This is a genomic window from Nocardia nepalensis, from assembly GCF_048910785.1.
In the GTDB taxonomy this organism is placed as follows: domain Bacteria; phylum Actinomycetota; class Actinomycetes; order Mycobacteriales; family Mycobacteriaceae; genus Nocardia; species Nocardia nepalensis.
The window spans coordinates 325,324-348,856 of sequence record NZ_JBKBET010000036.1 but is presented as its reverse complement, the minus strand read 5'-3'; the positions used below and the strand labels follow the sequence as shown (position 1 = coordinate 348,856).

The window sequence follows — 23,533 nt, the reverse complement described above, 5'->3', positions numbered from 1 at the left end:
AGGCGTCATGTTGCGGAGAATCCGGACGAGTCGGTGGCCGAGCTGCAGGCACCAGTCGTCACGATCTGACCTCGGGCTCGTACCAATGGGTCAACGCCGGTGTACTTCGAGTGCGGCGCGGACGCCGCTCTCGACGGCGCCTGCGACCCATGCGGTGTTGAGGCTGGTGTGGTCGCCCGCGAAATGCACCCGGCCCTCGACCGACCGGACGGCAGCGTGATGGTCGTGCAGTTGGCCAGGCGTGGGAAAGGCCGCCTCGCCCATCGCGTAGCGGCCGCGCAGCCAGCTCTGCGAGATCCCCACGCCGGTGAACTCGGCGTCGACACGGCTGCCGAACAGCTCGCGCATGCCCGCGAGGGCGAAGTCGATACGTTCGCCGTCGGTGAGCGAGTCCCAGCGCATCGCGTCGTCGGACCAGGTGTAGGAGGCCAGCACCACGCCGCCGTCGGAGCCCTCGACATGAGACGGGAAATAGACCGACCGATTGGGCGAGTCGGTCAGGCAACTACCGCCACGGAACCCGCCCGGCCCTTGTTCCCAGAAGCGAGACCTGAACTCCACGAAGATCTTCGTCGCGGCGTCCTGATGGAATTCGGCGATAGCGCGACGCTTGCCATAGGACAACAGCGGATCGAATGTGCAGAACCTGGCGGCGCTCAGCGGGATGGCCACGATCGCGTAGTCGGCGTCGAAGGATTCGATCGGATCGACCGGACGACCGTCGGAATGTTCGTCGCCGGTCTCGGCGGTTGTCCAGACCCGAACGCCATGATCGGTCTGTTCCAGCCGGGTCATCCGGGCCCCCAACCGGACGGCCGATCCGAGCGATCGGGTCAGGGCGTCGGTCAGTGCAGCCATGCCGCCCACCAACTCCCATGAGGTCGCATCGTGCGGGACCAGGTTGTGGTCCACGAACGGGAAAATGACGCTGTGCTGCAGCCGGGCCGTCAGATTCTCCAGGGTGCCGACCGCGTCGAGATACGACCGCGGCCAGCGTTGCTCCTCGAGATAGCGGCGCAGCGAATGATCGCGGTAGGTGTGCAGCACCTCGGCCCAGCCGTCGATCTGCCGCTCGATCGGCTGATCGGTCGGCACCGCGACTCGGCCGAGCGCGGCATCGAGGGCCGCGTGGCTGGTCGCGGCCAGGCCGGCTCCGAAACCGTCGTGCACCGCACCCGGGTTCGCCGCGTACTCCGCACGGGTGACGGTGCGGCCGTTCACCCTGATCAAGCTGCGGCCCGCCGGCGGCGCGGGCGAGTACCGACCCTCGGACGGTTCGCCCCATCGCTGGCCGGTGAACGAGTGATAGGTCACCGGAGCGGCGATAGGTGACCGCGGGGTTTCCGGCAGCACATCCGATCCATAGAACGGTCGGCGCCGCAGGCCGAGTTTGTCGGCCAGCGCCAGCACCATCGGGTGCGCGCTGGACAGACGCATGGCTCCGGCCTCGGCGTACAGTGCGGGATCGGAGAACACGCCGCGCAGCGTCTTGATCCGGCCGCCGGTGCGACTCGCGTTGGCCTCCAACACCGTGACCCGATGCCCGGCCTCGACGAGCAGCTTCGCGGCACACAGTCCCGCGGCTCCCGCTCCGACGACGATGACCCGCTTGGGCGTGTCCGCCCGGCCCAGTCCGGTGTCGATGAGGGTCCGCAGATAGGTCAGCTGCAGATCCTCACCCTTGTCGTCGACACCCAGCAGTTCCCGGGCGAGAGCTTCGCTGCCGTCGCGGCCGCGATCGGCAGCGATGGCCCCACACGCCGTCACCCCGACCGCCCCGGAGATACAGGCACCCGCAGCCATCGCGGAAGTCAACACGCTACGCCGAGAAACTCTGCTCTCCGGCACCGCACTCCTTTCCCGACCACCGTTCCCCGTTGCCAAAGAATCCGAACTGTAAGTCCTCCGAGGCAGACACGCCGAAACGGCGCGGTGCACCGGATCGTTTTCTCGACCGCGGCCAGGTCCTCGCCGTCGACGATCGCGCGGGCCCGCGGATCCGCTGCCCAGGCCGGGGACCCTGTGCCGGCACATGTCCAGGCGGGTATCGGTGGTGCCTTCATGGGTGCGCTGCTGATGGCGGTGTTCCAGGTGCTGGGGGGTCTATCGGCCCAACTCCGCCCTGGGACTTGTGAATCCGACTCGCGCCGCGGGGTGATTCTTCTCGGTCTCACCGCATCTTGTCGACCAACGCTCGCACCCATCGCCGACTCGGTTCGAGATAGCGCTGTCGTGCTTCGGCGAATAGGTGCACGCTGGCCGGTCCCGGCCAGTCGGCGGGCAGCATCTCCTCGGGCAATCCGGGGTCGATATAGGGGATGATCCGCCACTCGTCGAGTATTGGGGTGAAGCGCGCGAAGGCATTTCGGTCGTCGAGGTCGTCGAGAATGTCGCGGTGGCGCGCGTAGAAGGATCGGTGCCTGGCCGCGAGATCGTCCAGATCCCACCAGCGTGCGGCTGCTTCCCGCAGGGTGCCCGGCACGATGGGGTCGATGGCGCGAAACGACGTCACGTATGCGTCGAGTTCCAAGGCCGCCACGATCGCGGCGGCCTCCGCCGCCAGATACTCCGGATAGATCCACAGACCCGCCGACACGGTGCCGCACCCGATCGACGACAGCCGTCGCCGAAGCTGGTGCCGCGCGGCGCGTTCGGACTCGGGGATGCCGAATGACAGCAGTCGCCACGCGTCACCCGCGGCCATCTGGCGAAATCCGAAGATCCGCGAGTCGCCGCGCTCGAACATCGCCAGCGCGGCGTCGGTCAGTGCATAACCTGCTCGCCCGTAACGGTTTTCGGAGGTGAGTAGACCTCTGCCCTTCAGACGCGTGATCGCGGTGCGGGTGCTCTGCGCGGGAACATCCAGCAGGGCAAGCAATTCGGTGAGGTCAGCGATCGCGATCCACCCGCCGAGGTCGCGCACATACGCGCCGAGGACCGTGCGGGCCAGGGATGTCGCGCTGCCGGGCCGCGCGTCGATGTCGTCGAGCACAGCGCCCGCGAGCGCGGGCTGTCTGTCCGTAGTCATCGCGTATCGATTCAAATGGTCGGTGGGTGGTGCCGAGCCACCGACTCGGCTCGATAGGCGAGAACCGCCATCCAGATCAGCTTCCGGTCCAAGTGCGTACGGCGAACAGTTCGGGGAAGTAGGTGTGCTCGAGTGCGCGTTGCAGGAATCCGGCGCCGCTGGATCCTCCTGTCCCGCCTCTCCTGCCGATGACGCGCAGCACCGTGCGCAGATGCCGGAACCGCCACAGCTGGAAGTTCTCCTCGAGGTCCACGAGCTCCTCGAATGTCTCGTAGACGGACCAATGTTCTTCCGGGGCTTCGTAAATGGACTGCACCAACGCGAGCAGTTCGGGGTCGAGCAGGTGGGGCTCGGTGACGTCGCGGTCCAGCGTCGAGCGGGGCACGTCGAGCCCCGTGCGGGCGAGGTGACGCCAGAATGCGTCGTAGAGGGTCGGTTCGCGCAAAAGCGCTTTCAGCTCGTCGTATGCGGCGGCATCGGATTCGAAGACCCGGAGCACGGCGGCGTTCTTATTGCCGAGGATGAACTCGATGGCCCGGTACTGATGGGACTGGAAACCCGAGGAGTTCCCGAGGAAGTCGCGGAACTGCGCGTACTCGGTGGGCGTCAGCGTCGCCAGCACGGACCACTGCTCGGTGAGCGTCTTCTGGATGTGCTTCACCCGCGCAATACATTTGAGCGCGACCCCGACATCGTCGGCACCGAAAGCCGCACGTGCGGCGCGCAATTCGTGCAGCACCAGCTTCAGCCACAACTCGGTGGTCTGGTGCTGAATGATGAACAGCAGTTCATCGTGCTGCTCCGGTCGGCTGACCGGATGCTGTGCGCTGAGCAATGTGTCGAGATCGAGGTAGGCGCTGTAGCTCATCCGCGAGCTGAAATCGGTGACGATGTCGCGTTCGAGTGCGCGTGCGTCGCGTTCGGTCATCAACGGGCCCCGTTCTCCTGTCCGATTCACCGTATTGCATCATCGTGACGCCCGCGAGATTTATGTCATATTACTGTTCTACGCGACGGGCCCCGTCGGTGTCGGGCGTGGCCCGACATTGGGCATCCGTCGCACCCAGACTCGCCAGTAGGCGCAAGTTGTCGTGGGATTCGGTGGCGGGCTCGGCGGACAGGACGATGAGTTCGGTGCCGGTTTCCTCCGGGAGGGCGAAGTTTTCCTGGTGCAGGTCCAGGGTGCCGACCAAGGGATGGGCGAAGGCCTTGCGGCCGTGCGTGCGGGAGCGAACGTCGGCGCGGGCCCACAGCTTGCGGAACCGGTCGCTGTGCACGGCCAGTTCGCCGATCAGGGCCGACAGCTTCGGGTCGTCCGGATACTTGCCCGCGGCCAGGCGCAGGTGGCCGACGGTGTCGCGGGTGCAGACCTCCCATTCGGCGTAGAGCGAGCGGCCGTCATCGTCCAGGAAGATTTGCCGGGCGATATTCAGGCCCTTCATCGGGCTGCGCCCGTACAACAGCTCCGCGAGCGGGTTGCCCGCCACCACGTCGAGGCGGTGATCGACGATGAACGCGGGCGCGTCGGGGATGAGATCGAGCACCCGCCGCAACTCGGGGCGGATGCGGACGTTCGGCGCCGACTTCGCCGGGCGCTGCGCGCGCCGGGCCAACCGGTGCAGATGTTCGCGCTCCACCTCGTCGAGGCCGAGGACCCGGGCCAGCGCATCGAGCACCTGCCCGGACGGCTGCCGGGCCCGCCCCTGCTCCAAGCGCACGTAATAGTCGACGCTCACCCCGGACAGATGCGCGACCTCCTCACGGCGCAATCCGGCCACTCGGCGGCGTGAATCGGCCGCAATGCCGACGGATCCCGGATCCACCCTGGATCGCCGTGTGCGCAGGAAGTCGGAGAGATCGTCCATCCCTTCAGTATTGCCAGGGCTGGGCGGGCGATGGTGGTCCTGTCGATACCAGGAAGTCGCGTCCGATGGAAGAAGCGTCCCTGAACGGCGGCCGGGTCGGCTCCCAAGCGCCTCGGACCTGTGTTCTAGAGGTCACCCTCAGTCATCCGGAAGGAGTCGGACATGATCAACGTCCCCGCGACTCTGAAGGGCGTGCGCGTCGCGATGGCCAGCACGGATCCCGCGGACCCCGCGCCTACGACGACGTAGTCGTACACGATCGGCACCTCTCTCGATTCATCCCGGACATGGGCGCTATGACCCCGGTCACTGTCGCAGTCGATACTGTGGCCCTCACGACGGCGGGCACCATGTGCACCAGCCTACTGATGGGCACCTCGAATATGCGGTCGCACATATCGATCGGAATGGGTAGCGGCGAACCCGTTTCAGCTCTAATCTATGCAAACTCGAACTCGATTCGAGTACGAGACATTCGGGCCTCTCAGTGGCCCTCGACCCTCAGGAGTACGCCCATGGGCATCAAACGAATCGTGTTCATCGGAGCGGCGGGAGAGATGTGTCGTCTCGCCATCGAACGGTTCGCCGTCGCCGACGGGGACTGGGAACTGGCGCTGTACGACATCCGCCCCGAGCTGCTCGAACAGCTGGTGCGACGGTTGCCGCCCGGACTGGCGACGGCCGCGCGGCTCGACCTCTACGACCGGGAAGGGCTACGGGCCGCCATCGAAGGAGCCGCTCTCGTGGTGCTCGGCGCCGGGCCGTACAACCGCACCGCGGGCCCGGTGATGGAGGCGTGCCTGCAAGCCAAGGTGCCCTATCTCGATTTCGACGACGACATCGAGAGCACCCTGCACGCGTTGTCCCTGCACGAAGACGCCCGGGCGGCAGGGGTTCCCATGTACATCGGCTGCGGTGCGTCACCCGGATTCACCAACGTGCTGGTGGCCGACGCGGCGGGCGAACTGGATCGTGTCGACAACATCGACGTGTACTGGGTGGTCGGCGACGAGCGTGGATCCGTCGGGCGCGCGGTGCTCGACCATATGCTGCGTGTCGCCGCTGGCCCCTGCATGACGTGGGAGAATGGCGGACCGGTCCTGCATCAGTCCTGGGTGGAGACCCGCTGGACCGAGCTCGGTGCGGGACTGGGGCTGACCATGGTGCACGAGACGGCACACCCCGAACCGGTGACTTTGCCGCGAAAGTACCCGAATGCCAAGAACATTCGCTGTTTCGGCGGGCTCGATCCGGCGGGCTACAACGGCATGATCCGCGGCGTCGGCCTGGCTGTGCAAACGGGAAAGATGCCCATGGAGAAGGCCATCGACCACCTGGAAGCACTGATGGCCAACAAGTTCGGCAGTGTGAAGGGGTGGCGGTACGCCCTGTCCGGCCTGCGGAACCTCGTGCGCACCGGTGAGGCGACGCGCGGTGAGCTGCTCGAGTTCCTCGCCATGGCGGCGGTGGGCCATACCTTCCCTCACAAGTCCGCGCTGAAGGTCGAGGTGACCGGCCTCCGAAACGGCCTGCCCACAGTGGTCGAACGTCGCACCCCGGTCAGCGGTCCGGGCACCTATCTGTTCACCGATATGGCCGCCGCGACAGGCACGGCCTGCGCCGCGTTCATGGTGGTTGCTCTCGACGAAGAACCCGGAACTCGCGCGGGCGTTTTCACTCCCGAGGACTGGGCGGAGCCCGAGCGGTTCTACAAGGCCCTCGAACGTGTCGGCACCCCGCGCGACGAGATTTTCGCGGTCTCGCACTAAGGGTGGTCATGGATATCAAAACAGCGTTGTACGCACTCGCCGATCTGTTCATGATCGTCGCCGGATTCACCTACGGGTGGAAGTTCATCCGGAACTACGGCAACTATCTGCTCGGCCTCGAATGGATCATCGTCGCCAGTTCGGGCACGAACTTCCTCGTTTTCGGGCTGGTCGGCGCTGGCGAGGACAGTCCGATGTATCACCTGGCGTTCTTCTTCGACGCGTTCTCCCGATCGGTCGGAATCACGGTGATTCTCGTGCTGGGTTTGATGCAGGCGACCCATGGATACAAGCCATCGCTCGCCACCGACATCGGCGTCTTCGGACTGGCCATCACAGGTGGACTGGTCATGTCCTTCTTCGCCGAGGACCTCGGTCTGGCCGGGGCGGTCTTCTATGTCGCGATGAACGCTCTGACCACGCTGTTCCTTCTCTACTTCGCCTGGCGGCTCTGGAGAATCGGAGAACACCGTCACGCGATCGCCGTTGCGACCGTTTCGGTCGTGGCAGCCGCGATCGCCGGGATGTACGACTTCTATCGCATTCCCGGCGATGACGACCACCACACGACCTTCTACATCCTGGCCCTCACCACATGGGCCTGCCAGATGATCGTGTACTACTACGGCTTTCGCGCGCTGCTGCGGAACAGTGGTGACCGGGTTCAAGCCGTCGGCGCGAAGCTCGCCAGGTAGACCGAGACCAATCGGCGTGCCTGCGCGATCGTTTCGTCGTCCCCGGTCTGGGACTTCCGGAACGCGACGTCGAAGAGCCGGTCACCGGCTTCGAACGCCAGCTCGACGACGAGTTCCGGCGTATCGGGCCGGAGCAGCTCCCGGTCCACCAGATGCCGCCACAACCGCGCCGCCTGCGCCACGTCGAACGTTCCGGCCAGCTCGCCCAGCGTCGAATTGCGCCCGGCATACCAGAGCGCCGCGAAACTCGGATGCTCGCGGAAGTAGCCGAGGTACAGGTCGATGACGGCATCGCAGACACCCTCCAGGGTGCCGGGGGCGGACTCGAGCACCGTGGCGATGCGGGCGTCGAGTTGACGCATATGCCGTTGCGCAAGTTCGGCTTCGACCTGGCTGCGGTCGGCGAAGTAGTGGTAGACCGACGCGAGCGGGATGCCGGCGCGCTCGCCCATCGCCTTGAGCGTGGCCGCGGCATAACCCTGTTCGGCGAGCAGGGTCTCGGCGGCATCGAGAATAGCCTGCACACGCTCCACACCACGGCGTTGCACCGGAGCGGGGCGAGCGGACGCCCGTGAAGTCAGCCGATTTTCGAACACGATTCGAGATCGTAACAAAAGCGGCGCGCGACCCTGCCAACGATTGACAGGGAACACACCCGTCCTTAAAGTCGAATTCGATTCGAATTCCATTTCAGGAGTCCCTATGACATCGCACGAAGTGCACGAAGAAACCGCCGAGGTAGTCGTCGTCGGCGCCGGAATCGCGGGATTGACCACGGCGACCACACTGGCGCGAGAGACCGACGTGGTGGTGCTCGAGGCGAGCGATCGCACGGGCGGGCGAGTCGACACCGTCCGGCAGGGCGACTACTGGATCAATGTCGGCACCCAGTTCACCGAGGGCACGGGCGCGCTGATCGACGCCCTCGACCGGCACGGCATCGAACGCGGCTCGCTCGCGGGCAAGAGCGTCGCGCTGTACCTCAACGGCGGGTTAGTCGACACCGCGAATCCCCTCGCTCTCATGTTCCGGACGCGGATGTCGTTCATGGATCGGGTCGGCATGGCCGTCGTCGGCGCGCGCATCTTCGCGGTCGCCCCGTTCCTGGAATCGCAGAGTCGTCTCGCCCGGAGGGTCCGCGCGAAGCTCGACGCCAAATCGGCGTCGTATCTGCTGAAGGGTGTCCGGTCCGAACTGGCCGCCGAGATCGTCGGCTCCTGGTCGGCGCAGTGGATGGGTTGCGAGGTGCGGGAAACCGCCGCCACCCAGTTCGTCACGTCGGTGGGCATCGCATTGACCGACCCGGAGAAGGTTCCGAACTTCTCGCTGCCGGTGGGCGGCAATCAGACATTGACCGATGTGCTGGCGGCTGATCTGGGTGACCGGATCCGGTTGAATTCGGTGGTGCGGTCGGTCCGCAAGGACGGTGACAGCGTCGTCGTCGACTACCTCGACGGCGATCGACCCAAGCGTCTTCGAGCCCGGCGCGCGATCGTGACCACACCCGCCGACATCACGGAGCGGATCATCCCGGACCTCCCCGATCAATATCGGAACGCGTTCGATGACATCGCCTACGGCCGCTATATGGTCGTCGGATTCTTCACCGACGAGGTCGGCCCGCAACGCTGGGACAAGTACTTCGGCGTCTCGACTCCGCAGCTGTCGTTCCAGGCGATGTTCAACCACGCCGCGGCGATGCGCACCGGCGACGACCGCAAACCCGGTGGCGCACTGGCCTGTTTCGCGGGTGGCGCGCACGCCGACACGCTGTTCGAGCTGTCCGACGAGGAGGTCGTGTCACGCTTTGCGAAAGACCTGACCACAGTATTCCCGGAACTCGAAGGCAAGCTCGGCGAGGGCATCGTGCGACGACACCATCGGGTGGTGCCTTTTTGGGCAGCCGGGCGAAAGGCGTCCCTTCCCGCGCTCCGCGCCCCACTCGGAAACATCTACCTCGCCGGCGACTACCAGCTCGAACTGCCCTCACTCGCCGACGCCGCCGAATCCGGCGAACAAGCAGGGAAAGCCGTCCTGGCAAGCCTGGGCCGGTCGCACTGACCCGGCGCCATCGCCCTCCGCGCCACCATCGACAGCACACCAGCCGCTGGTACCTACAGCACAAATCCGGCTTCAATCACCAAACGGAGGATATGCGCGAAACTCGGCACTATGGAATGTTCGGCCGCGGCCGCCATGATCGGACCGGCAAATCTGGAACAACCCCTCTAGCCTCGGCGCCGCCACCTTCGCCCTCGAAGGTTTCCTCGCCGACCGAGAACCTTCGGCTCGATCGCCGCCCGCCGCGCCATCCGCAGTTCCACCACATAGTCGGATTCACGGCCGCATCAGTAACTGATGCCGCAGTACGGGCGGCGGCGCGATCCACTCGCGCCGCCGCCCAACTCCGCTCTCCGAAGGGCCGGTTCGCGGAAACGTCCTCTGCCGAATATTCGTTGACCTGAAAGTAGGTCGGCTAACCGTTACACCATCCCGTAAGCCAGGTGGTCATTCGGTTCATCTCGGCGGCAATACACCCCCTAGTGGAGGCGGGACCTGACCCACGTTAGTCGAACATACTGTCGAATCATCCCTTCAGTATTGCCAGGGCTGGGCGGGCGATGGTGGTCCTGTCGATACCAGGAAGTCGCGTCCGATGGAAGAAGCGTCCCTGAACGGCGGCCGGGTCGGCTCCCAAGATCGAAGACATCCGATCCGAAGGAGCAGCGAATGCGCACATTCATCGTCTACGCCCACCCCGAGCCACGCTCACTCAACGGCGCGCTCAAGGACATCGCCGTGACCACCCTGCGCGAGGCCGGGCACGAGGTGCGGGTCAGCGATCTATACGCGATGCGATGGAAGTCGGCAGTGGATGCCGACGATTTCGGCGGGACGAGCGGTCCGCTGCGGGTCGTCGAGGACTCCGGTCGCGCATACGACACCGGCACGCTCACCGCCGAAATCGCGGCCGAGCAGGAAAAACTGCGCTGGGCCGATGCGGTGATCTTCCAATTCCCGCTGTGGTGGTACTCGATGCCCGCGATCCTCAAGGGCTGGTTCGACCGGGTTTTCACCTACCACTTCGCCTACGGCGTCGGCGAGCACAACGACACCCGCTATGGCGACCGCTACGGCGAGGGCACCCTCGCGGGCAAGCGGGCCATGCTGGCGGTGACGATCGGCGGCCGCGAACCGCACTACACCGACCGCGGCATCAACGGCCCCATCGAGGATCTGCTGTTCCCGATCCAGCACGGCATCCTCTACTACCCGGGCATGGACGTGCTGCCGCCGTTCGTGACCTACGGCACGGATCGCTTATCACCCGAGGACTTCACCGACGCCGCCAAGGCCTGGCAGCAGCGGTTGCTCTCGCTCGAACAGACCGACCCGATCCCCTTCCGCCCCCAGAACAGCGGCGATTACGAACTGCCCGCCCTGCGCCTGCGCGAAGGTCTGGAACCCAAGGGTCGCACCGGTTTCGGACTGCACGTTCGCGCCTGATCCGACACCGCTGAACCGAATCGGCCTACCAGCGGTCAGCGGGCGTATAGCCCGACCAGGGTGCCGCTGGCGATGACGTGGTCGGTGATATCGGATCGGACCACGTCGACGCTGGTTTCCTCGGTGAACCCAAGCGGCTGGTCGAGGGCGTAGAGGCGGAAGAAGTACCGGTGCGGATCGTCGCCGACGGGCGGCCGGGGACCGCTCCAGCCGACTTCGCCGAAGTCATTGCGACCCGCGACGGCCCGGGGTGGCGACGCCTCCGCGCGGAAGCCGGTCGCAGTGGGTGCGATGCCGGTCAGGAGCCAATGCGTGAACGGGCCACCAGGTGCGTCCAGGTCCTCGCAGAGCAGGACCAACTCCGCGGCGTCTTCGGGGATGCCGTGCCACTCGAGCGGCGGCGGTACATTTCCGCCGTCGTATGAGTAGCGGTCGGGCATCGTGGTGTGGTCGCTGAACGCGGCACTGCGCAGCTCGGCACGCAGCGGGGTCCGCTGCACGTCGGACTTGTGGCTAGCAGGATTCGCCATCGTTTCCTCCCATCGATTGTGCTGAGCGTTGCCCGCGTGTACTCGCAGCGCGGCGATTTCGCGCTCGCCGAGCAGCGTCATCATCCTGCGAGTTACCGCTGAGACACCTGCTAAACCGCAGCGTTCGGTGTGATTTGTCGTTCGAGATGGTCAGTGTGCCGCGAGCAGTGCCAGCTCCTCGGCGAGGATCTTGACGGTGTCGCGGATCTGATCCCGGGTGTGGCATGCGGTGACGAAGAATCGCAGGCGCGCAAGGTTTTCCGGCACGGCGGGGTACAGGATCGGGTTGACGTTGATGCCGCGCCTCAGCAGCGCATTGGACAGTTTCAGCGTCTTCAGCGAGTCGCCGACGATGCACGGGATGATCGGGGTATCCAGGCTGTCGCCGGTGTCGATACCGACGTCGCGGGCCAGGCGCAGGAAGAGCTGCGCGTTGTGCCGCAGCCGGTCGAGCGGCGCGCGATCGGCCCGCAGCTGGCGCATGGCCGCCAGGGATGCGGCCGCATTCATCGGCGTCATACCGACGCTGTAGACGAATCCCGGCGTGGTGTATTTCAGGAAGCGGATCAGTTCGGCGCTGCCCGCCACATACCCGCCGCATCCGGCCAGCGCCTTCGACATGGTGCCGGACCACAGCTCGACCTCGCCACGATCCACGCCGAAGTGTTCGCCGATCCCGCCGCCGCTCGCGCCGAGTACACCGACGCTGTGCGCCTCGTCGATCATCAGCAGCGCTCGGTGTTTGCGCTTGACCTCGATGATGGCGGGCAGGTCGGGGATGTCGCCGTCCTGGCTGTAGATGCCCTCGATGAGGATCAGGACCCGGCGGTATTGGTGCCGGATTTCGGTGAGCAGTTGGTCGAGTGCCCGGTGGTCGTTGTGCGGGAACGGACGACGGGTCGCGCCGGACAGTTTGCAGCCCTGCAGGATGCTGTCGTGCGCCAGGCTGTCGTGGATCACCAGATCCTCCGGTCCGACGAGGTGCCCGATGATCGTGACATTCGTCGAATGACCGCCGACGAGTGCGATCGCGTCCTCGGTGCCGAGCAATGCGGCGAGCTCGGCCTCCAGTTCGCGGTGCACCGGCTTCTCGCCGGAGAGCACGCGGCTGGCCGAACACGAGCTGCCGTAGCGGGCGACGGCGTCCTGGACGGCCGCGACGACCGCCGGATGCCCGGACATGCCCAGGTAGTTGTAGCTGGAGAAGTTGAGCACCGGGGCGCCGTCGATCACCGAGGTGTCCCTGGTGACGCCATCGTTGACCAGGAAGTACGGGTTGGACAGGCCGAGCGCTTCGGCGCCCGCGAGCCGGTCGTCGATCGCGCGCACCTCGGCGAAGTCGCAGATCCGGTACTCCGGCGCGACGGCCGCCCGCTCGGGTTCCGGAGCCGGCGTGTCGGTGACCTGACCCGCGACGTAGCCGATGAGATCGCCGAGCGTCGTCGTCGCCGTGAACCAGGTCGGATCGATGGTCACTCCCGGGAGTTTGCGCGCGAGCCCGCCGAACAGGTCGGTGAGCATGATCGAATCGAGTCCGAGGCCATCGGTGATGGTTCGGTCGTCCCGCAGCAGGGTGGCCGGGAAGCCGCTCACCCTTGCCACTTCCGCGCGAACGAGGTCGGCGGCGCTGTCCGCGCTCACCGCCGGTTCGGGGGTCAGCGTCGCGATCTCGGCGGGTGTCGTTGCGACGCTTGCCAATACGGCGGCCTGTTCGCGGAAGAGCGCGATCAACTGGTCCATTGTGGTTGCCTCTGAAGTGGTGGAAGTCGTTGTGCTGGTGCGGGGTTCGACCCAGAATCGGTGTTCGGTCGAGAACTCGTATGTCGGCAGGCGGCGACGGACTCGCTGCGCCGGTCCGTAGAGCTGATCCCAATCGGGGGTGAAACCGTCGCGATACAGCGCGGCGAGGGTTTGGGCGAATTCGGCGCCGGTCGCACCCGGCCCCGGGCTGGGTGCGAGGCAGCGCGCCGCCAGCTCGGGCCGCATCCGGCCGACCAGGGCCGCCAGCACCTTTCGCGGGCCGACCTCGATGACATGGCTGGGCTCGATGCCGAGTGCCGCATCCACGGCATCGGCGAATCTGACGGTGGCACGGACGTGTTCGGTCCAGTACGCGGCGTCCATCGGTTCGGACGCTTCGAGCAGGCGGCCGCGGACGGTCGAGTAGACGGGAATGTTCGGTGCACGGTAGACGCAGTCGCGGGCGATGGCCTCGAACTCGGCCAGCATCGGCGCCATCAGCGGGCTGTGGAACGCGTGGGAAACGTTGAGCGTCTTCGTGATCACCGCACGCTTGTCGAGTGCCTCCCGGATCCGCTCGATCGCCGCGGCCGGACCGGAGAGCACCAGGTCCGCCGCGCCATTGACGGCGGCGACCGCAACCAACGGCTGCTCGGCGAGCAGATCGGCAACCCGGTCCTCGGCCGCGCGTACCGCGAGCATCGCGCCACCGGTTGGCAACTGCTGCATCAGCCGACCGCGCGCGACCACCAGCCGACACGCGTCGTCGAGGTCGAAAACGCCCGCGACCGCGGCGGCCGCGAATTCGCCGATGCTGTGTCCGATGAGCCATGCGGGCCGCACGCCCGCGTCGGCGAGTGAGCGAGCCAGTGCGTATTGCATCGCGAAGATGGCGGGTTGCGCGAGTTCGGTGCGGTCGATATCGGTGCTCTCGTCGAGCAGTAGGTCACGCACCGATCGGTCCAGGTACTCGATCATGCAATCGTCGACTGCCCACAGGGCGTGCTGGAACGATGGGTTCACAGCGTCCAACGCCCTTGCCATTCCGGCGAATTGCGAGCCCTGACCGGTGAACATCCATCCGGTGTCGACCGGGTGTGCCACACCGAATTCCGGCTCACCCCGCAGGCGTGCGATAGCCTCGGCGCGATCGGCCGCGACGATCGCGAGTCGAGTGCGTCCGGAGGATTTGACCTGGTTACTGGTCCAGCACAGCTGCGCGAACCGATCCTCCGGCATCGTGGTCAATGCGTCGGCGAGTCGAAGTGCGTTGCGCCGCAACCCTTCCTGATCATTCGACGACAGCGTGAGCACGCCACCGCCCGACGCCGCCGCAGTTGCCGTCGCGGGTGCGCTCGCCAGCACGATGTGCGCATTCGTGCCGCCGATGCCGAAACTGCTGACGCCGCCGAGCGCGGGTCCGTGCAGCGGCATCGGCTCCGCGACCAGGCGCAGACCATGGTGACTCATCCGCAGCCGGGGGTTCTCCTGCTCTGCGAATCTCGTCGGCGCGACAACACCGTGGTGCAGGCCGAGCGCGACCTTGATCAATCCGGCGACGCCCGCGGCGCCCTCGGTATGGCCGAGATTGCCTTTGATGGAACCGATGCCGCAGGGTTCGGCGCGGTTCGTCCCGTGCAGTGCGCCCAGCGCCTTGACCTCGATCATGTCACCGAGAATCGTTCCGGTGCCGTGTGCTTCGATGAAGTCCACGTCCTCGGGTCGAACCCCGGCCCGCTGATAGGCCTCGGTGATCACCTGCTGCTGTGCCCACCGGTTCGGCGCGGTGATGCCATTGCTGCGGCCGTCGGAGTTGACCGCGCTGCCCTTGATCACCGCGTAGACCGGCAGTCCCTCGGCCACCGCATCGGCCAGACGCCGCAGGACGAGCACGGCGACACCCTCGCCGCGCACGATCCCATCGGCGTTGCCGCTGAACGGTTTACAGCGGGCATCGGGCGCGGACAGGCCCGCTTGGGTGTAGAAGACACCGATGGCCGGGGTGAGAACGAGGTTCACGCCACCGGCGACCGCTTGATCGCATTCGCCGGAAGCCAGTGCGCCACAGGCGAGATGGATCGCGACCAGCGATGACGAACAGGCGGTATCGACCGCGATACTCGGGCCGCGCAGATCGAGCTGATAGGACAGCCGGTTCGCGGTCATGAAATACCCATTGCCCGAACCGTGCTGCGGCGTGATGGCGGCGTAATCGCTCATCTGCAGATTCGCCCATTCATTCGCCATAACGCCGACGAAAACACCGGTGCGCGAACCGGACTGGGCCCGCGGATCGAGCGTGGCATCCTCGAAGGCGCGCCAAGTGGCCTGCAGCAGCAGGCGCTGTTGTGGATCCATCGCCTCGGCCTCGCGCGGTGCGATACCGAAGAATTCGTGGTCGAACGCGTCCGCGTCATCGATGAATCCACCGCTGCGGGTATTGATGGTGCCCGGCGCACCGGCGGGGTCGTGGAAGTCATCGGCGTGCCAGCGGTTCGCGGGCACCTCCGAGATCGCGTCTCGTCCGTCGAGCAGCAACTGCCACAGCGCATTCGGATCGGGTGCTTGCGGGAATCGGCAATCCAGGCCGACGATGGCGATATCCGTCATGCGGCTTCGGTGAGTTCGGCGGACAGATACTCGGCGATATCGGCGATGGTGGGATAGTCGAAAACCATGGTCGGGTCGATATCGAGGTGCCAGCGGTCCTCGATCTCGCCGCACAGGCTCACCGCCGAAACCGAGTCGAGGCCGAGTTCGGCGAGCGGGATCGTCGGATGCACCTGGTGCGGTGCACGGTCGGTGTAGTCGGCGATGCGGGTCACAAGCCAGCCCTCGATCGTGGTCGGGCGGGTCAAAGTGGTGGTGAACAAGTTCGACTCCTGGTTCAGACGTTCAGTGCTGGGGTCAGTGCCGGCTCGAGGTCCTCGTGCAGGACACCGTCGATGCGGTGCTGGAGGAATGCGTCACGCATCGAGCTGCGCTGCACCTTGCCGCTGGTGGTGCGATGCACCGCGCGGCGTTCCACCAGAACGACATTCGGCGCGGGCACATCGAAGCCACGGGCGACGGCGACCTTGATCGACGAGGTCAGCTCGGTCAATGTCGTGGCATCGAGCAGTGCGGGCTGTACACCCTGCACCATGAGCAGTCGTTCCCGGCCGCCCGCGTCGACGGCGACCGCTACACCGGCGCTGGCGGCGAGTGCCGGATGCAGCTCACGTACCAGATCCTCGATATCCTGGGGATAGACGTTGCGGCCGTTGATGATCAGCAGATCCTTGCGGCGGCCCGTGACGAACAACTCGTTATCGCGCAGCAGGCCGAGGTCGCCCGTGCGCAGGAATGGTCCTTCGGTGCCGATATATGCCTCGAAGGTGTCGCGGGTCTCGGTGGCGCGGTTCCAGTAACCGGCCGCGACACTTTCGCCGCGGATCCAGATTTCACCGATCATGGTGTCCGGCAACTGTTCCCCCGTATCAGGGTCGACAATGCGGATATCGAGACCGCGGGCGGGCGAGCCACAGCCGACGAGCCGTGCGCCGCCTTCGGAGTCCAAATAGACCGGTGCCGCGTCGACTGCTCCACCGCTGGCAATCAATGTCACTTCGGCAAGACCATAGGCGGGCAGGAATGCCGTCGGCCGCAGACCGGCTGGCGCGAACCGCTCGAGCATCGCCGTGATGGTCCGCTCACGGATCGGCTCCGCCCCGCACATCGCGATCGCCAAGGTGCTGAGATCGAGTTCGGCCAACTGGTCGTCGCTCACCCGCCGCACGAGCAGTTCATACGCGAAATTCGGTGCGGCGGTGAGGGTCGCGCGATATTTGTCGATGGCCTGCAGCCATCGGACCGGACGTTTCAGGAACGTCGTCGGCGCCATGAATACGAGATTGATGCCGGTGTAGGCCGCTCCGAGCAGCATGCCGATCAGCCCCATATCGTGGAACTGAGGGACCCAGCTGACGGCGGTCATCGAGTCGTCCAATCCGAGCGCGGCGATGGCGGCCTCGTTGTGCATGAGGTTGCCGTGCGTCACGACGACACCCTTCGGTGTGCCGGTCGAACCCGATGTGTACTGCAGGAACGCGATCGTCCCCGCGTCGATTTCGGGCATGCGCCACGCGTCGGGATCACCGAGCGGACCGTCGGTGGCGACGACGGTCGCGCTGGTCGCCGCCGCGACCAGTGGGTGCACGTCGGCGGTCGTGAGCACCAGTCGCGCACCGGAATCCTCGATCATGCCGACGACGCGTCGCGTGCTGCGTTCGTCGTGCGGCAGCGGCGCGGGCACGGCCACCACACCGGCGTACAGACAGCCGAGAAATGCCCGCAGGAAGGCCAGGCCGTCGTGATAGAGCAGCAGGACCGGCTGCGCCGATTCCGGACGTTGTGCCAACCAAGCGGCCACCGCCCTGGCGTCGCGATCGAGTTCGCGATAGGTGACGATCTCCTCAGCGAGCTCGCGACCGGCCTCACGCAGGTAGGTGTACGTCCTCGTGTCCCCGTATTCGCGTACTCGCCGTCGGAGATGGTGGACATAGCTCGGCTGCATAGAGTGTTTTTCCTTCGGGGGGAGAGACGTCATCGGGAGTACAAATGACTGTCCACGCTGCGCCCCGCCGAAAGTAGGGACCTCAGGTAGTGCCCAGCAAACCTGAGGGTGCGCAGTCTGCACCCTGGGTGTACGCGGTCGCCGGGAGACCCGCGAAACACCCGGTCAACAGCGGGCTGGCGCGTCGATATGCCCGCACAGTCCTAGTCGCGGCCACGGTATCCGCCACCGCCGCACGGGCGGGGGTTTCGTGACCGGATCATTCCTGGTTCGGTGCGGGTTGTCGTGCCTGCCCGCACTAATAGACGGTCTCGTACTTACCGGTCTGGTCCGAGGGCAGGCCGGCCAGCCGCTGATCGATGCGCGCGAGCGTGGCCGAAAGCGATTCGACCGACCGCTCCAGCCGATCCAACCGGTCGGATGTGCCGCGCGGGCCGACCGACCTGGCCGGGGGCGGTTCAGCGGGCACCAGGAATTCCCGCATGGCAGGCGGCACCTGCCCGAGGGCGTGCTCCAACGTGCCAGGGGAGAACCGATCCTGCAACGCGGAGCTCACGCAGGTCGCCGCGAGCGGCACATCGTCGGCGGCGATCCTGGCCGCGCCGGCGAACAGCTCGACGAACTGGGGTTTGTCGTAGCGTTTCGGAACGTCACTCGGACGCCAGCCCTCGTAGTAAATGCCGCGCAACACTTCCGGTAGTTGCGCGCCGAGATGCGCCGCCGCATCCACCGTCAGACGATCACGCACAATGTGCAGCCACGCGCGCAGCACACGATGCGCATACCGGCGATCACTGGTCCCCAGACAATCCATCACGGTGTCGAGCCAGATTCGCGCTGTCTGTTCGGTGTGGGCGAATGGGTCACCTTCGCGGTTCATTTCGCCTTCTTTCGATCTCATGAACCCCCACAATCCAGGGTATTCCCACTGCCCCCTTCGATGGCATCGCTGATCGCGATCCGAGGCACGACGGCGGGCCGGACCGGTGGCTGCCCGGCTACGGGATCGCATCTCCCGTCGCCGGGCTCGCGAGCCCGGCGAGCCGGTGCGGCGCAAGAAGTGATTGCACGGTGTCGGCCGGGAGTAGGGCGAGTTCGGTGGCGATCTCCTCGACGGAGCGGCCGGTGTGCAGTGCCTGCTTGGCGATTCGGGCGCTGGCGGCGTAGCCGATGTGCGGGGTGAGGGCGGTGACGATGCCGATCGAGCGGCGCACGCCCCGTTCCAGGTGTTCGCGGTGGGGGGTGATGCCCGCGATGCATTTGGTCGCGAGGGTGTCGACGGCGGCGCTCAGGTGCGCGGTGGTGCGGAGCATGCTGTAGGCGATGATCGGTTCGAACGCGTTGAGCTGGAGCTGCCCGGCCTCGGCGGCCATGGTGACGGTCATATCGTTGCCGACGGCCTCGAACGCGACCTGGTTGACGACCTCCGGGATGACCGGATTGACCTTGCCCGGCATGATCGATGATCCGGCTTGTACTGGGGGAAGGGAGATTTCACCGAGACCGGTGGTCGGCCCCGAGGACATGAGCCGCAGGTCGTTGCAGATCTTGGACAGCTTGACGGCGACACGTTTGACGATCCCGGAGACCTGCACGAAGGCGCCGCAGTCCTGGGTGGCCTCGATGAGGTCGGCGGCCGAGGTCACCGCGACGCCGGTGAGCTCGCCGAGATGGGTGCAGGCCAGCGCGGGGTAGTCGGGGTGGCCGTTGATCCTGGTGCCGATCGCGGTGCCGCCGAGGTTGCATTCGCGCAGCAGCGCGGTGCCTTCGTCGAGGCGGGCGCAGTCCTCGCGCACCATGATCGCGAAGGTGCCGAACTCCTGCCCCAGCGTCATGGGCACCGCGTCTTGCAGCTGGGTCCGCCCCATCTTGATGACGTCGGCGAATTCACTTGCCTTGCTGTCGAATTCGGTCGCCAGTCGGCTCAGCGCGGCGACGAGGTCGTGGATGTGGTGCACGACGGCGAGTTTCACCGCGGTCGGATAGACGTCGTTGGTGGACTGGCCGAGATTCACGTGGTCGAGCGGGTCGAGTTCGGTATAGCTGCCGCGGTCGTGGCCGAGCAGTTCCAGCGCGCGGTTGGCGATGACCTCGTTTGCGTTCATATTCGTCGAGGTCCCGGCCCCGCCCTGGACGGGATCGATGGGGAATTGATCGTGCAGTGCGCCGCCGCGGATCTCGTCGCAGGCCGCATCGATCGCGTCCGCGCGGCGGGTGTCGAGCAGGCCCAGGTCCCGGTTGGCGCGGCAGGCGGCCTGCTTGACCGCGGCGAGCGCGGTGATCAGGGCCGGGTAGTTGCCGATGCGGTCGCCGGTAATGGCGAAATTGTCCAGCGCGCGGGCGGTGTGGACGCCCCAGTAGGCCTCGCGTGGTACCGCGCGGGCGCCGAGGGAATCGCGTTCGGTGCGCGTGCTTTCGATCATCGGGAGCTCCGGTTCAGTTGTATGAGTGATTCGGGATCGGCTGTATCGCAAGGTGATTCGAGAGTTCGCCGAGTAAGTTGGTCGTCATCCACCGGCGCAGCCCGCTACCGGAGATGCCGAGGTCGACCAGATAGGCCAGTTTCGCGAGTGCGGCCTCCCTGGTCAGGTCCCCGCCGCCGATGGCGCCGGCATCGCGCAGGGCGCGCCCTGGCTGATAGCGGTCGAGATCGACTGCGCCGCTGTCACAGTGGGTGATGACGACCACCGGCGTCCCGCGTGTGGTGGCCGCGCGGATGGCCGCCGCGGTGGCGTGACCGTGCAGCGGCAGCGTGCCCGAGCCGTAGCATTCGAGCACGAGTCCGCCGCGGTAGTGGTGCAGTGCCGCGTCGAGCAGGTCCGGATGCATGCCGGGGAACACGGCGAACAGTCCGACCGGTGGGCTGTCGGCGCGCGGCGGGATCTCGGGGAGCCGGGGCGGCGTCGGCGGCCGGATGAATTCCCGGACCGTGGTGAAGCCGTCGTAGTCGTCGCTAGCGCGTTTGCTGGCCCGCACGGCGGGATGCAGCGCGGCGCCGAAGGCGATGAAGGTTCCCGGAACCGTTTGGGCGGCAATATGGTTCAGCGCCAGGCTCAGGTTGCTCATGGCGTCGCTGCCGGGCTGGCCCAGCGGGATCTGCGCGCCGGTGAGCACGACGGGCACGTCGAGATCGTGCAGTTCGAACGCCATCCGAGCGCCCACGTAGGCCATTGTGTCGGTGCCGTGCACGACGATGACCCCGTCGGGACGCCGGTCGGCGATACCGGACCGGACCCGTTCGGCGATCCGGCGGGCGGTGCCGGGGCCGGCATCGGCACTATCGATGACCTGCTCGAGTTCGGTGTAGTCGAACCGAACCGCGATGCCGCTCGCGCGCTCGAATTGTGCGATGGCGTCGGCGATCTCGCCGCCGAGGCCAGGGCGGGCCCGCAGGCCGTCACCGTGATCGACCATCCCGAATGTTCCCCCGGTGTAGAGGATGTCGACGCTGATCTCCGAAAGAGGTTGCGGCACAGTGGCAACCGAGATTTCTCGAGCGGTCACGCGTCCACCGATCCGGTGCCGGGCCGCCGCATCGGTGCGAGCACGTCCGGATCGAGCCGGCCGCGAACCCGGAACCAGCCCGCGACCATGGCCGCGACGACCAGCAGGAACGCCGCCAGCGTGATGCGACCGATCTCGGCGTCGAAGAACATCAGCACGATCACCGCGGCCAGGAAGCCGAGGGTGAGAATATTGAGTACCGGCGCGTAGGGCAGCCGGAAGGCGGGCCGGTCGTAGTGCCCCTGCTGGGCTCTGCGCACGAAGATCCAGTGGCAGATCATGATCGACGCCCAGGTGCCGACAATGCCCAATCCGGCCAGGTTCAGCACGATCTCGAAGGCCTTGTGCGGCATGGCGAGATTGAGCACCACCCCGGCGATGCCGACCACGCTGGTGATCAGGATTCCGCCGTACGGGGCGCCGCTTCGATTCATCCGCTGCGCGAAGCGCGGCGCCGTGCCCGCCACTGCCATCGAGCGCAGGGTGCGGCCGGTCGCGTATAGCCCCGCGTTCAGACTCGACATCGCGGCGGTGAGCACCACCATATTCATGACATCGCCGGCGTGCGGGATGCCGATCGAGCTCATCACCGTGACGAACGGACTTTCGCTGGGGGAGTAGGCCGTCCACGGCAGCAGCAGCGTGAACAGGATGACCGACCCCGCGTAGAACAGGATGATCCGCCACATGATGGAGTTCACCGCGCGCGGCACCACGGCCCGCGGATTGTCGGATTCGCCTGCGGCGACACCGATCATCTCGGTGCCGCCGAAGGCGAACACCACTCCGAGGGCGATGGTGAGCATCGGTGCCAGCCCGCGCGGGAACAGCCCGCCGTGATCGGTGATCGTCGAGATGCCGGGCACATTCCCGTCGACCGATGCGCCGGTGAGGATGAACCCGATGGCGAGGACCATGAACAAGACGATGGTCCCGACCTTGACCAGCGCGAACCAGAATTCCAGCTCGCCGAACAGCCGGACCGACACCACATTGAGCCCGACGACGACCGTCAGCGCGATCAGGGCGAGCAGCCACTGCGGCACGGGCACGAAGAACGACCAGTAATGCGCGTACAGCGCGACCGCCGTGATGTCGGCGACGAGGGTCGTCGACCAGTTCAGGAAGTACAGCCAGCCCACCGAATACGCGCCGCGCTCACCGAGGAATTCGCGGGCATAGGACACGAACGCCCCGGACGATGGTCGGTACATCACCAGTTCGCCGAGCGCGCGCACCACCATGAAGGTGAAGATCCCGCACACGATGTAGACGAGGGCGAGGGAGGGACCGGCGAGCGCCATCCGGCCGCTGGCGCCGAGGAACAACCCGGTGCCGATCGAACCGCCGATCGCGATCATCTGCATGTGGCGCTTGCGCAGCCGCTTCTGGTAGCCGAGGTCGCCGATATCGATGCGCGGTGCGGGCGCGCTGGCGGTGGCGGTCGACTGTTGGTCGTGGTCTTGCATCGAAACCTTCCAATGGGCCGGATCCAGCCTCCGCTGATGGGCGGGCGCCTCGGCGCTGGTATAACGCTCAGAAGTAAGGCTGTCAGGCTGTCAGACAGGTTGGACTGTAATGGGGGTCACAGCGACTGTCAATGCGATACTGGTTCGGTGACGGTCGAAGAAGGACACGTGCAGCGCATCGGCGCCACCGAAGCGGTCTTTCGTCGGTTGAAGAGCCTCATCCAGAGCGAGGACTACGCGGTCGGCGACCGTCTGCCCGCGGAATTGGCCCTGGCCAAGCAGTTCGGCGTGAGCCGACCGGTGGTCCGCGAGGCGCTGCATGCCTGCGCGATCCTCGGACTCACCGAAACCCACACCGGCCGAGGCACTTTCGTCATCTCCAAGAATGCGGATACGCAGCCGACCTTCGCGGGCGTCGGCGCCGCTGACCTGATCGAGGCGCGCCGACTCGTCGAAATCCCGGCCGCGGGTTTCGCCGCCGAGCGACGCACACCGGAGCACCTGCGGCGGCTGTTCGAGATCCTCGACAAGCTGGCCGCGGCCGCGGACGCGCACGAATGGGTGCAATACGACGGCGAATTGCACACCGCGATCGCGGCCGCCAGCGGCAATACGATGCTGGCCGCCATGGTCGCCGACACCCGCCGCGCGCTGGACCCGCAATCGGAATTCCTCAACCTGACCCAGGACCGCCGCGCCGATTCCGACCGTGAGCACGAGGCCATCGTGCGGGCCATCGAGGCCGGTTCACCGGAGTCCGCCCGCGCCGCGATGACCGAGCACCTGGAGCGCGTCGCCGAGACGGTAGCCCGGATCGGCGCTCCCACGGTCGCCGTCGGCGGCGCAACGGCGTCGAAATAGCCCGGCCATC

At 66.4% G+C, this 23,533-nt stretch carries 18 protein-coding genes; 5 read left to right on the top strand and 13 right to left on the bottom strand.

Features of this window, described 5'->3' with window-relative positions; translation table 11 throughout:
• Nucleotides 1-90: 90 nt before the first annotated feature.
• From ACHQ4I_RS31365 to ACHQ4I_RS31350, 4 genes are all read right to left on the bottom strand, one after another.
• Nucleotides 91-1,803, bottom strand: coding sequence for a flavin monoamine oxidase family protein (locus ACHQ4I_RS31365; protein WP_420775489.1), 1,713 nt, complete (start codon nt 1,801-1,803; stop codon nt 91-93).
• 367 nt (nt 1,804-2,170) lie between these two features.
• Entirely contained in the window at nt 2,171-3,028 is an 858-nt protein-coding gene (locus ACHQ4I_RS31360; protein ID WP_420775488.1) for a PaaX family transcriptional regulator, read from the bottom strand.
• 76 nt (nt 3,029-3,104) lie between these two features.
• Nucleotides 3,105-3,959: a tryptophan 2,3-dioxygenase gene (locus ACHQ4I_RS31355; protein ID WP_420775547.1), complete on the bottom strand. Its 855-nt coding sequence runs from the start codon at nt 3,957-3,959 to the stop codon at nt 3,105-3,107.
• A 67-nt stretch (nt 3,960-4,026) separates the two neighbouring features.
• Nucleotides 4,027-4,893: a helix-turn-helix transcriptional regulator gene (locus tag ACHQ4I_RS31350; RefSeq protein ID WP_420775487.1), complete on the bottom strand. Its 867-nt coding sequence runs from the start codon at nt 4,891-4,893 to the stop codon at nt 4,027-4,029.
• Between the two features lie 515 nt (nt 4,894-5,408).
• Between ACHQ4I_RS31350 and ACHQ4I_RS31345 the strand changes: the two genes are divergently transcribed.
• Nucleotides 5,409-6,662: a saccharopine dehydrogenase family protein gene (locus ACHQ4I_RS31345; RefSeq protein ID WP_420775486.1), complete on the top strand. Its 1,254-nt coding sequence runs from the start codon at nt 5,409-5,411 to the stop codon at nt 6,660-6,662.
• Between the two features lie 8 nt (nt 6,663-6,670).
• Entirely contained in the window at nt 6,671-7,357 is a 687-nt protein-coding gene (locus ACHQ4I_RS31340; protein WP_420775485.1) for a transporter, read from the top strand.
• Here ACHQ4I_RS31340 and ACHQ4I_RS31335 read toward each other — a convergent pair.
• Entirely contained in the window at nt 7,327-7,881 is a 555-nt protein-coding gene (locus tag ACHQ4I_RS31335) for a TetR/AcrR family transcriptional regulator (RefSeq protein ID WP_420775484.1), read from the bottom strand. The genes ACHQ4I_RS31340 and ACHQ4I_RS31335 overlap by 31 nt on opposite strands.
• A 178-nt stretch (nt 7,882-8,059) precedes the next feature.
• Between ACHQ4I_RS31335 and ACHQ4I_RS31330 the strand changes: the two genes are divergently transcribed.
• Nucleotides 8,060-9,418, top strand: a complete 1,359-nt coding sequence (locus ACHQ4I_RS31330) for a flavin monoamine oxidase family protein (protein WP_420775483.1) — start codon at nt 8,060-8,062, stop codon at nt 9,416-9,418.
• A gap of 669 nt (nt 9,419-10,087) precedes the next feature.
• Nucleotides 10,088-10,864 (top strand): NAD(P)H-dependent oxidoreductase, encoded by a 777-nt coding sequence (locus ACHQ4I_RS31325; RefSeq protein WP_420775482.1) that lies wholly within the window; start codon nt 10,088-10,090, stop codon nt 10,862-10,864.
• A gap of 35 nt (nt 10,865-10,899) precedes the next feature.
• Here ACHQ4I_RS31325 and ACHQ4I_RS31320 read toward each other — a convergent pair whose 3' ends face one another.
• From ACHQ4I_RS31320 to ACHQ4I_RS31285, 8 genes are all read right to left on the bottom strand, one after another.
• Nucleotides 10,900-11,394 carry a YbhB/YbcL family Raf kinase inhibitor-like protein gene (locus tag ACHQ4I_RS31320; RefSeq protein ID WP_420775481.1) on the bottom strand — a complete coding sequence of 165 codons (495 nt, stop codon included), beginning with the start codon at nt 11,392-11,394 and terminating at the stop codon, nt 10,900-10,902.
• 150 nt (nt 11,395-11,544) lie between these two features.
• Nucleotides 11,545-15,744, bottom strand: a complete 4,200-nt coding sequence (locus ACHQ4I_RS31315) for a type I polyketide synthase (protein WP_420775480.1) — start codon at nt 15,742-15,744, stop codon at nt 11,545-11,547.
• Entirely contained in the window at nt 15,741-16,007 is a 267-nt protein-coding gene (locus ACHQ4I_RS31310; protein WP_420775479.1) for an acyl carrier protein, read from the bottom strand. The genes ACHQ4I_RS31315 and ACHQ4I_RS31310 overlap by 4 nt, the downstream gene beginning before the upstream one ends.
• Before the next feature lie 14 nt (nt 16,008-16,021).
• The gene (locus ACHQ4I_RS31305; protein WP_420775478.1) at nt 16,022-17,689 is read right to left on the bottom strand and encodes a fatty acyl-AMP ligase; all 1,668 of its coding nucleotides are present in this window, start codon (nt 17,687-17,689) and stop codon (nt 16,022-16,024) included.
• 298 nt (nt 17,690-17,987) lie between these two features.
• Nucleotides 17,988-18,569, bottom strand: a complete 582-nt coding sequence (locus ACHQ4I_RS31300; RefSeq protein WP_420775477.1) for a DUF2267 domain-containing protein — start codon at nt 18,567-18,569, stop codon at nt 17,988-17,990.
• Between the two features lie 118 nt (nt 18,570-18,687).
• Nucleotides 18,688-20,112: an aspartate ammonia-lyase gene (locus tag ACHQ4I_RS31295; RefSeq protein WP_420775476.1), complete on the bottom strand. Its 1,425-nt coding sequence runs from the start codon at nt 20,110-20,112 to the stop codon at nt 18,688-18,690.
• Nucleotides 20,113-20,125: 13 nt separating this feature from the next.
• Nucleotides 20,126-21,193, bottom strand: coding sequence for an asparaginase (locus tag ACHQ4I_RS31290; RefSeq protein WP_420775475.1), 1,068 nt, complete (start codon nt 21,191-21,193; stop codon nt 20,126-20,128).
• Nucleotides 21,190-22,662 carry an amino acid permease gene (locus ACHQ4I_RS31285; protein WP_420775474.1) on the bottom strand — a complete coding sequence of 491 codons (1,473 nt, stop codon included), beginning with the start codon at nt 22,660-22,662 and terminating at the stop codon, nt 21,190-21,192. The genes ACHQ4I_RS31290 and ACHQ4I_RS31285 overlap by 4 nt, the downstream gene beginning before the upstream one ends.
• 147 nt (nt 22,663-22,809) lie before the next feature.
• Between ACHQ4I_RS31285 and ACHQ4I_RS31280 the strand changes: the two genes are divergently transcribed.
• The gene (locus ACHQ4I_RS31280; RefSeq protein WP_420775473.1) at nt 22,810-23,523 is read left to right on the top strand and encodes a FadR/GntR family transcriptional regulator; all 714 of its coding nucleotides are present in this window, start codon (nt 22,810-22,812) and stop codon (nt 23,521-23,523) included.
• Nucleotides 23,524-23,533: the final 10 nt, after the last annotated feature.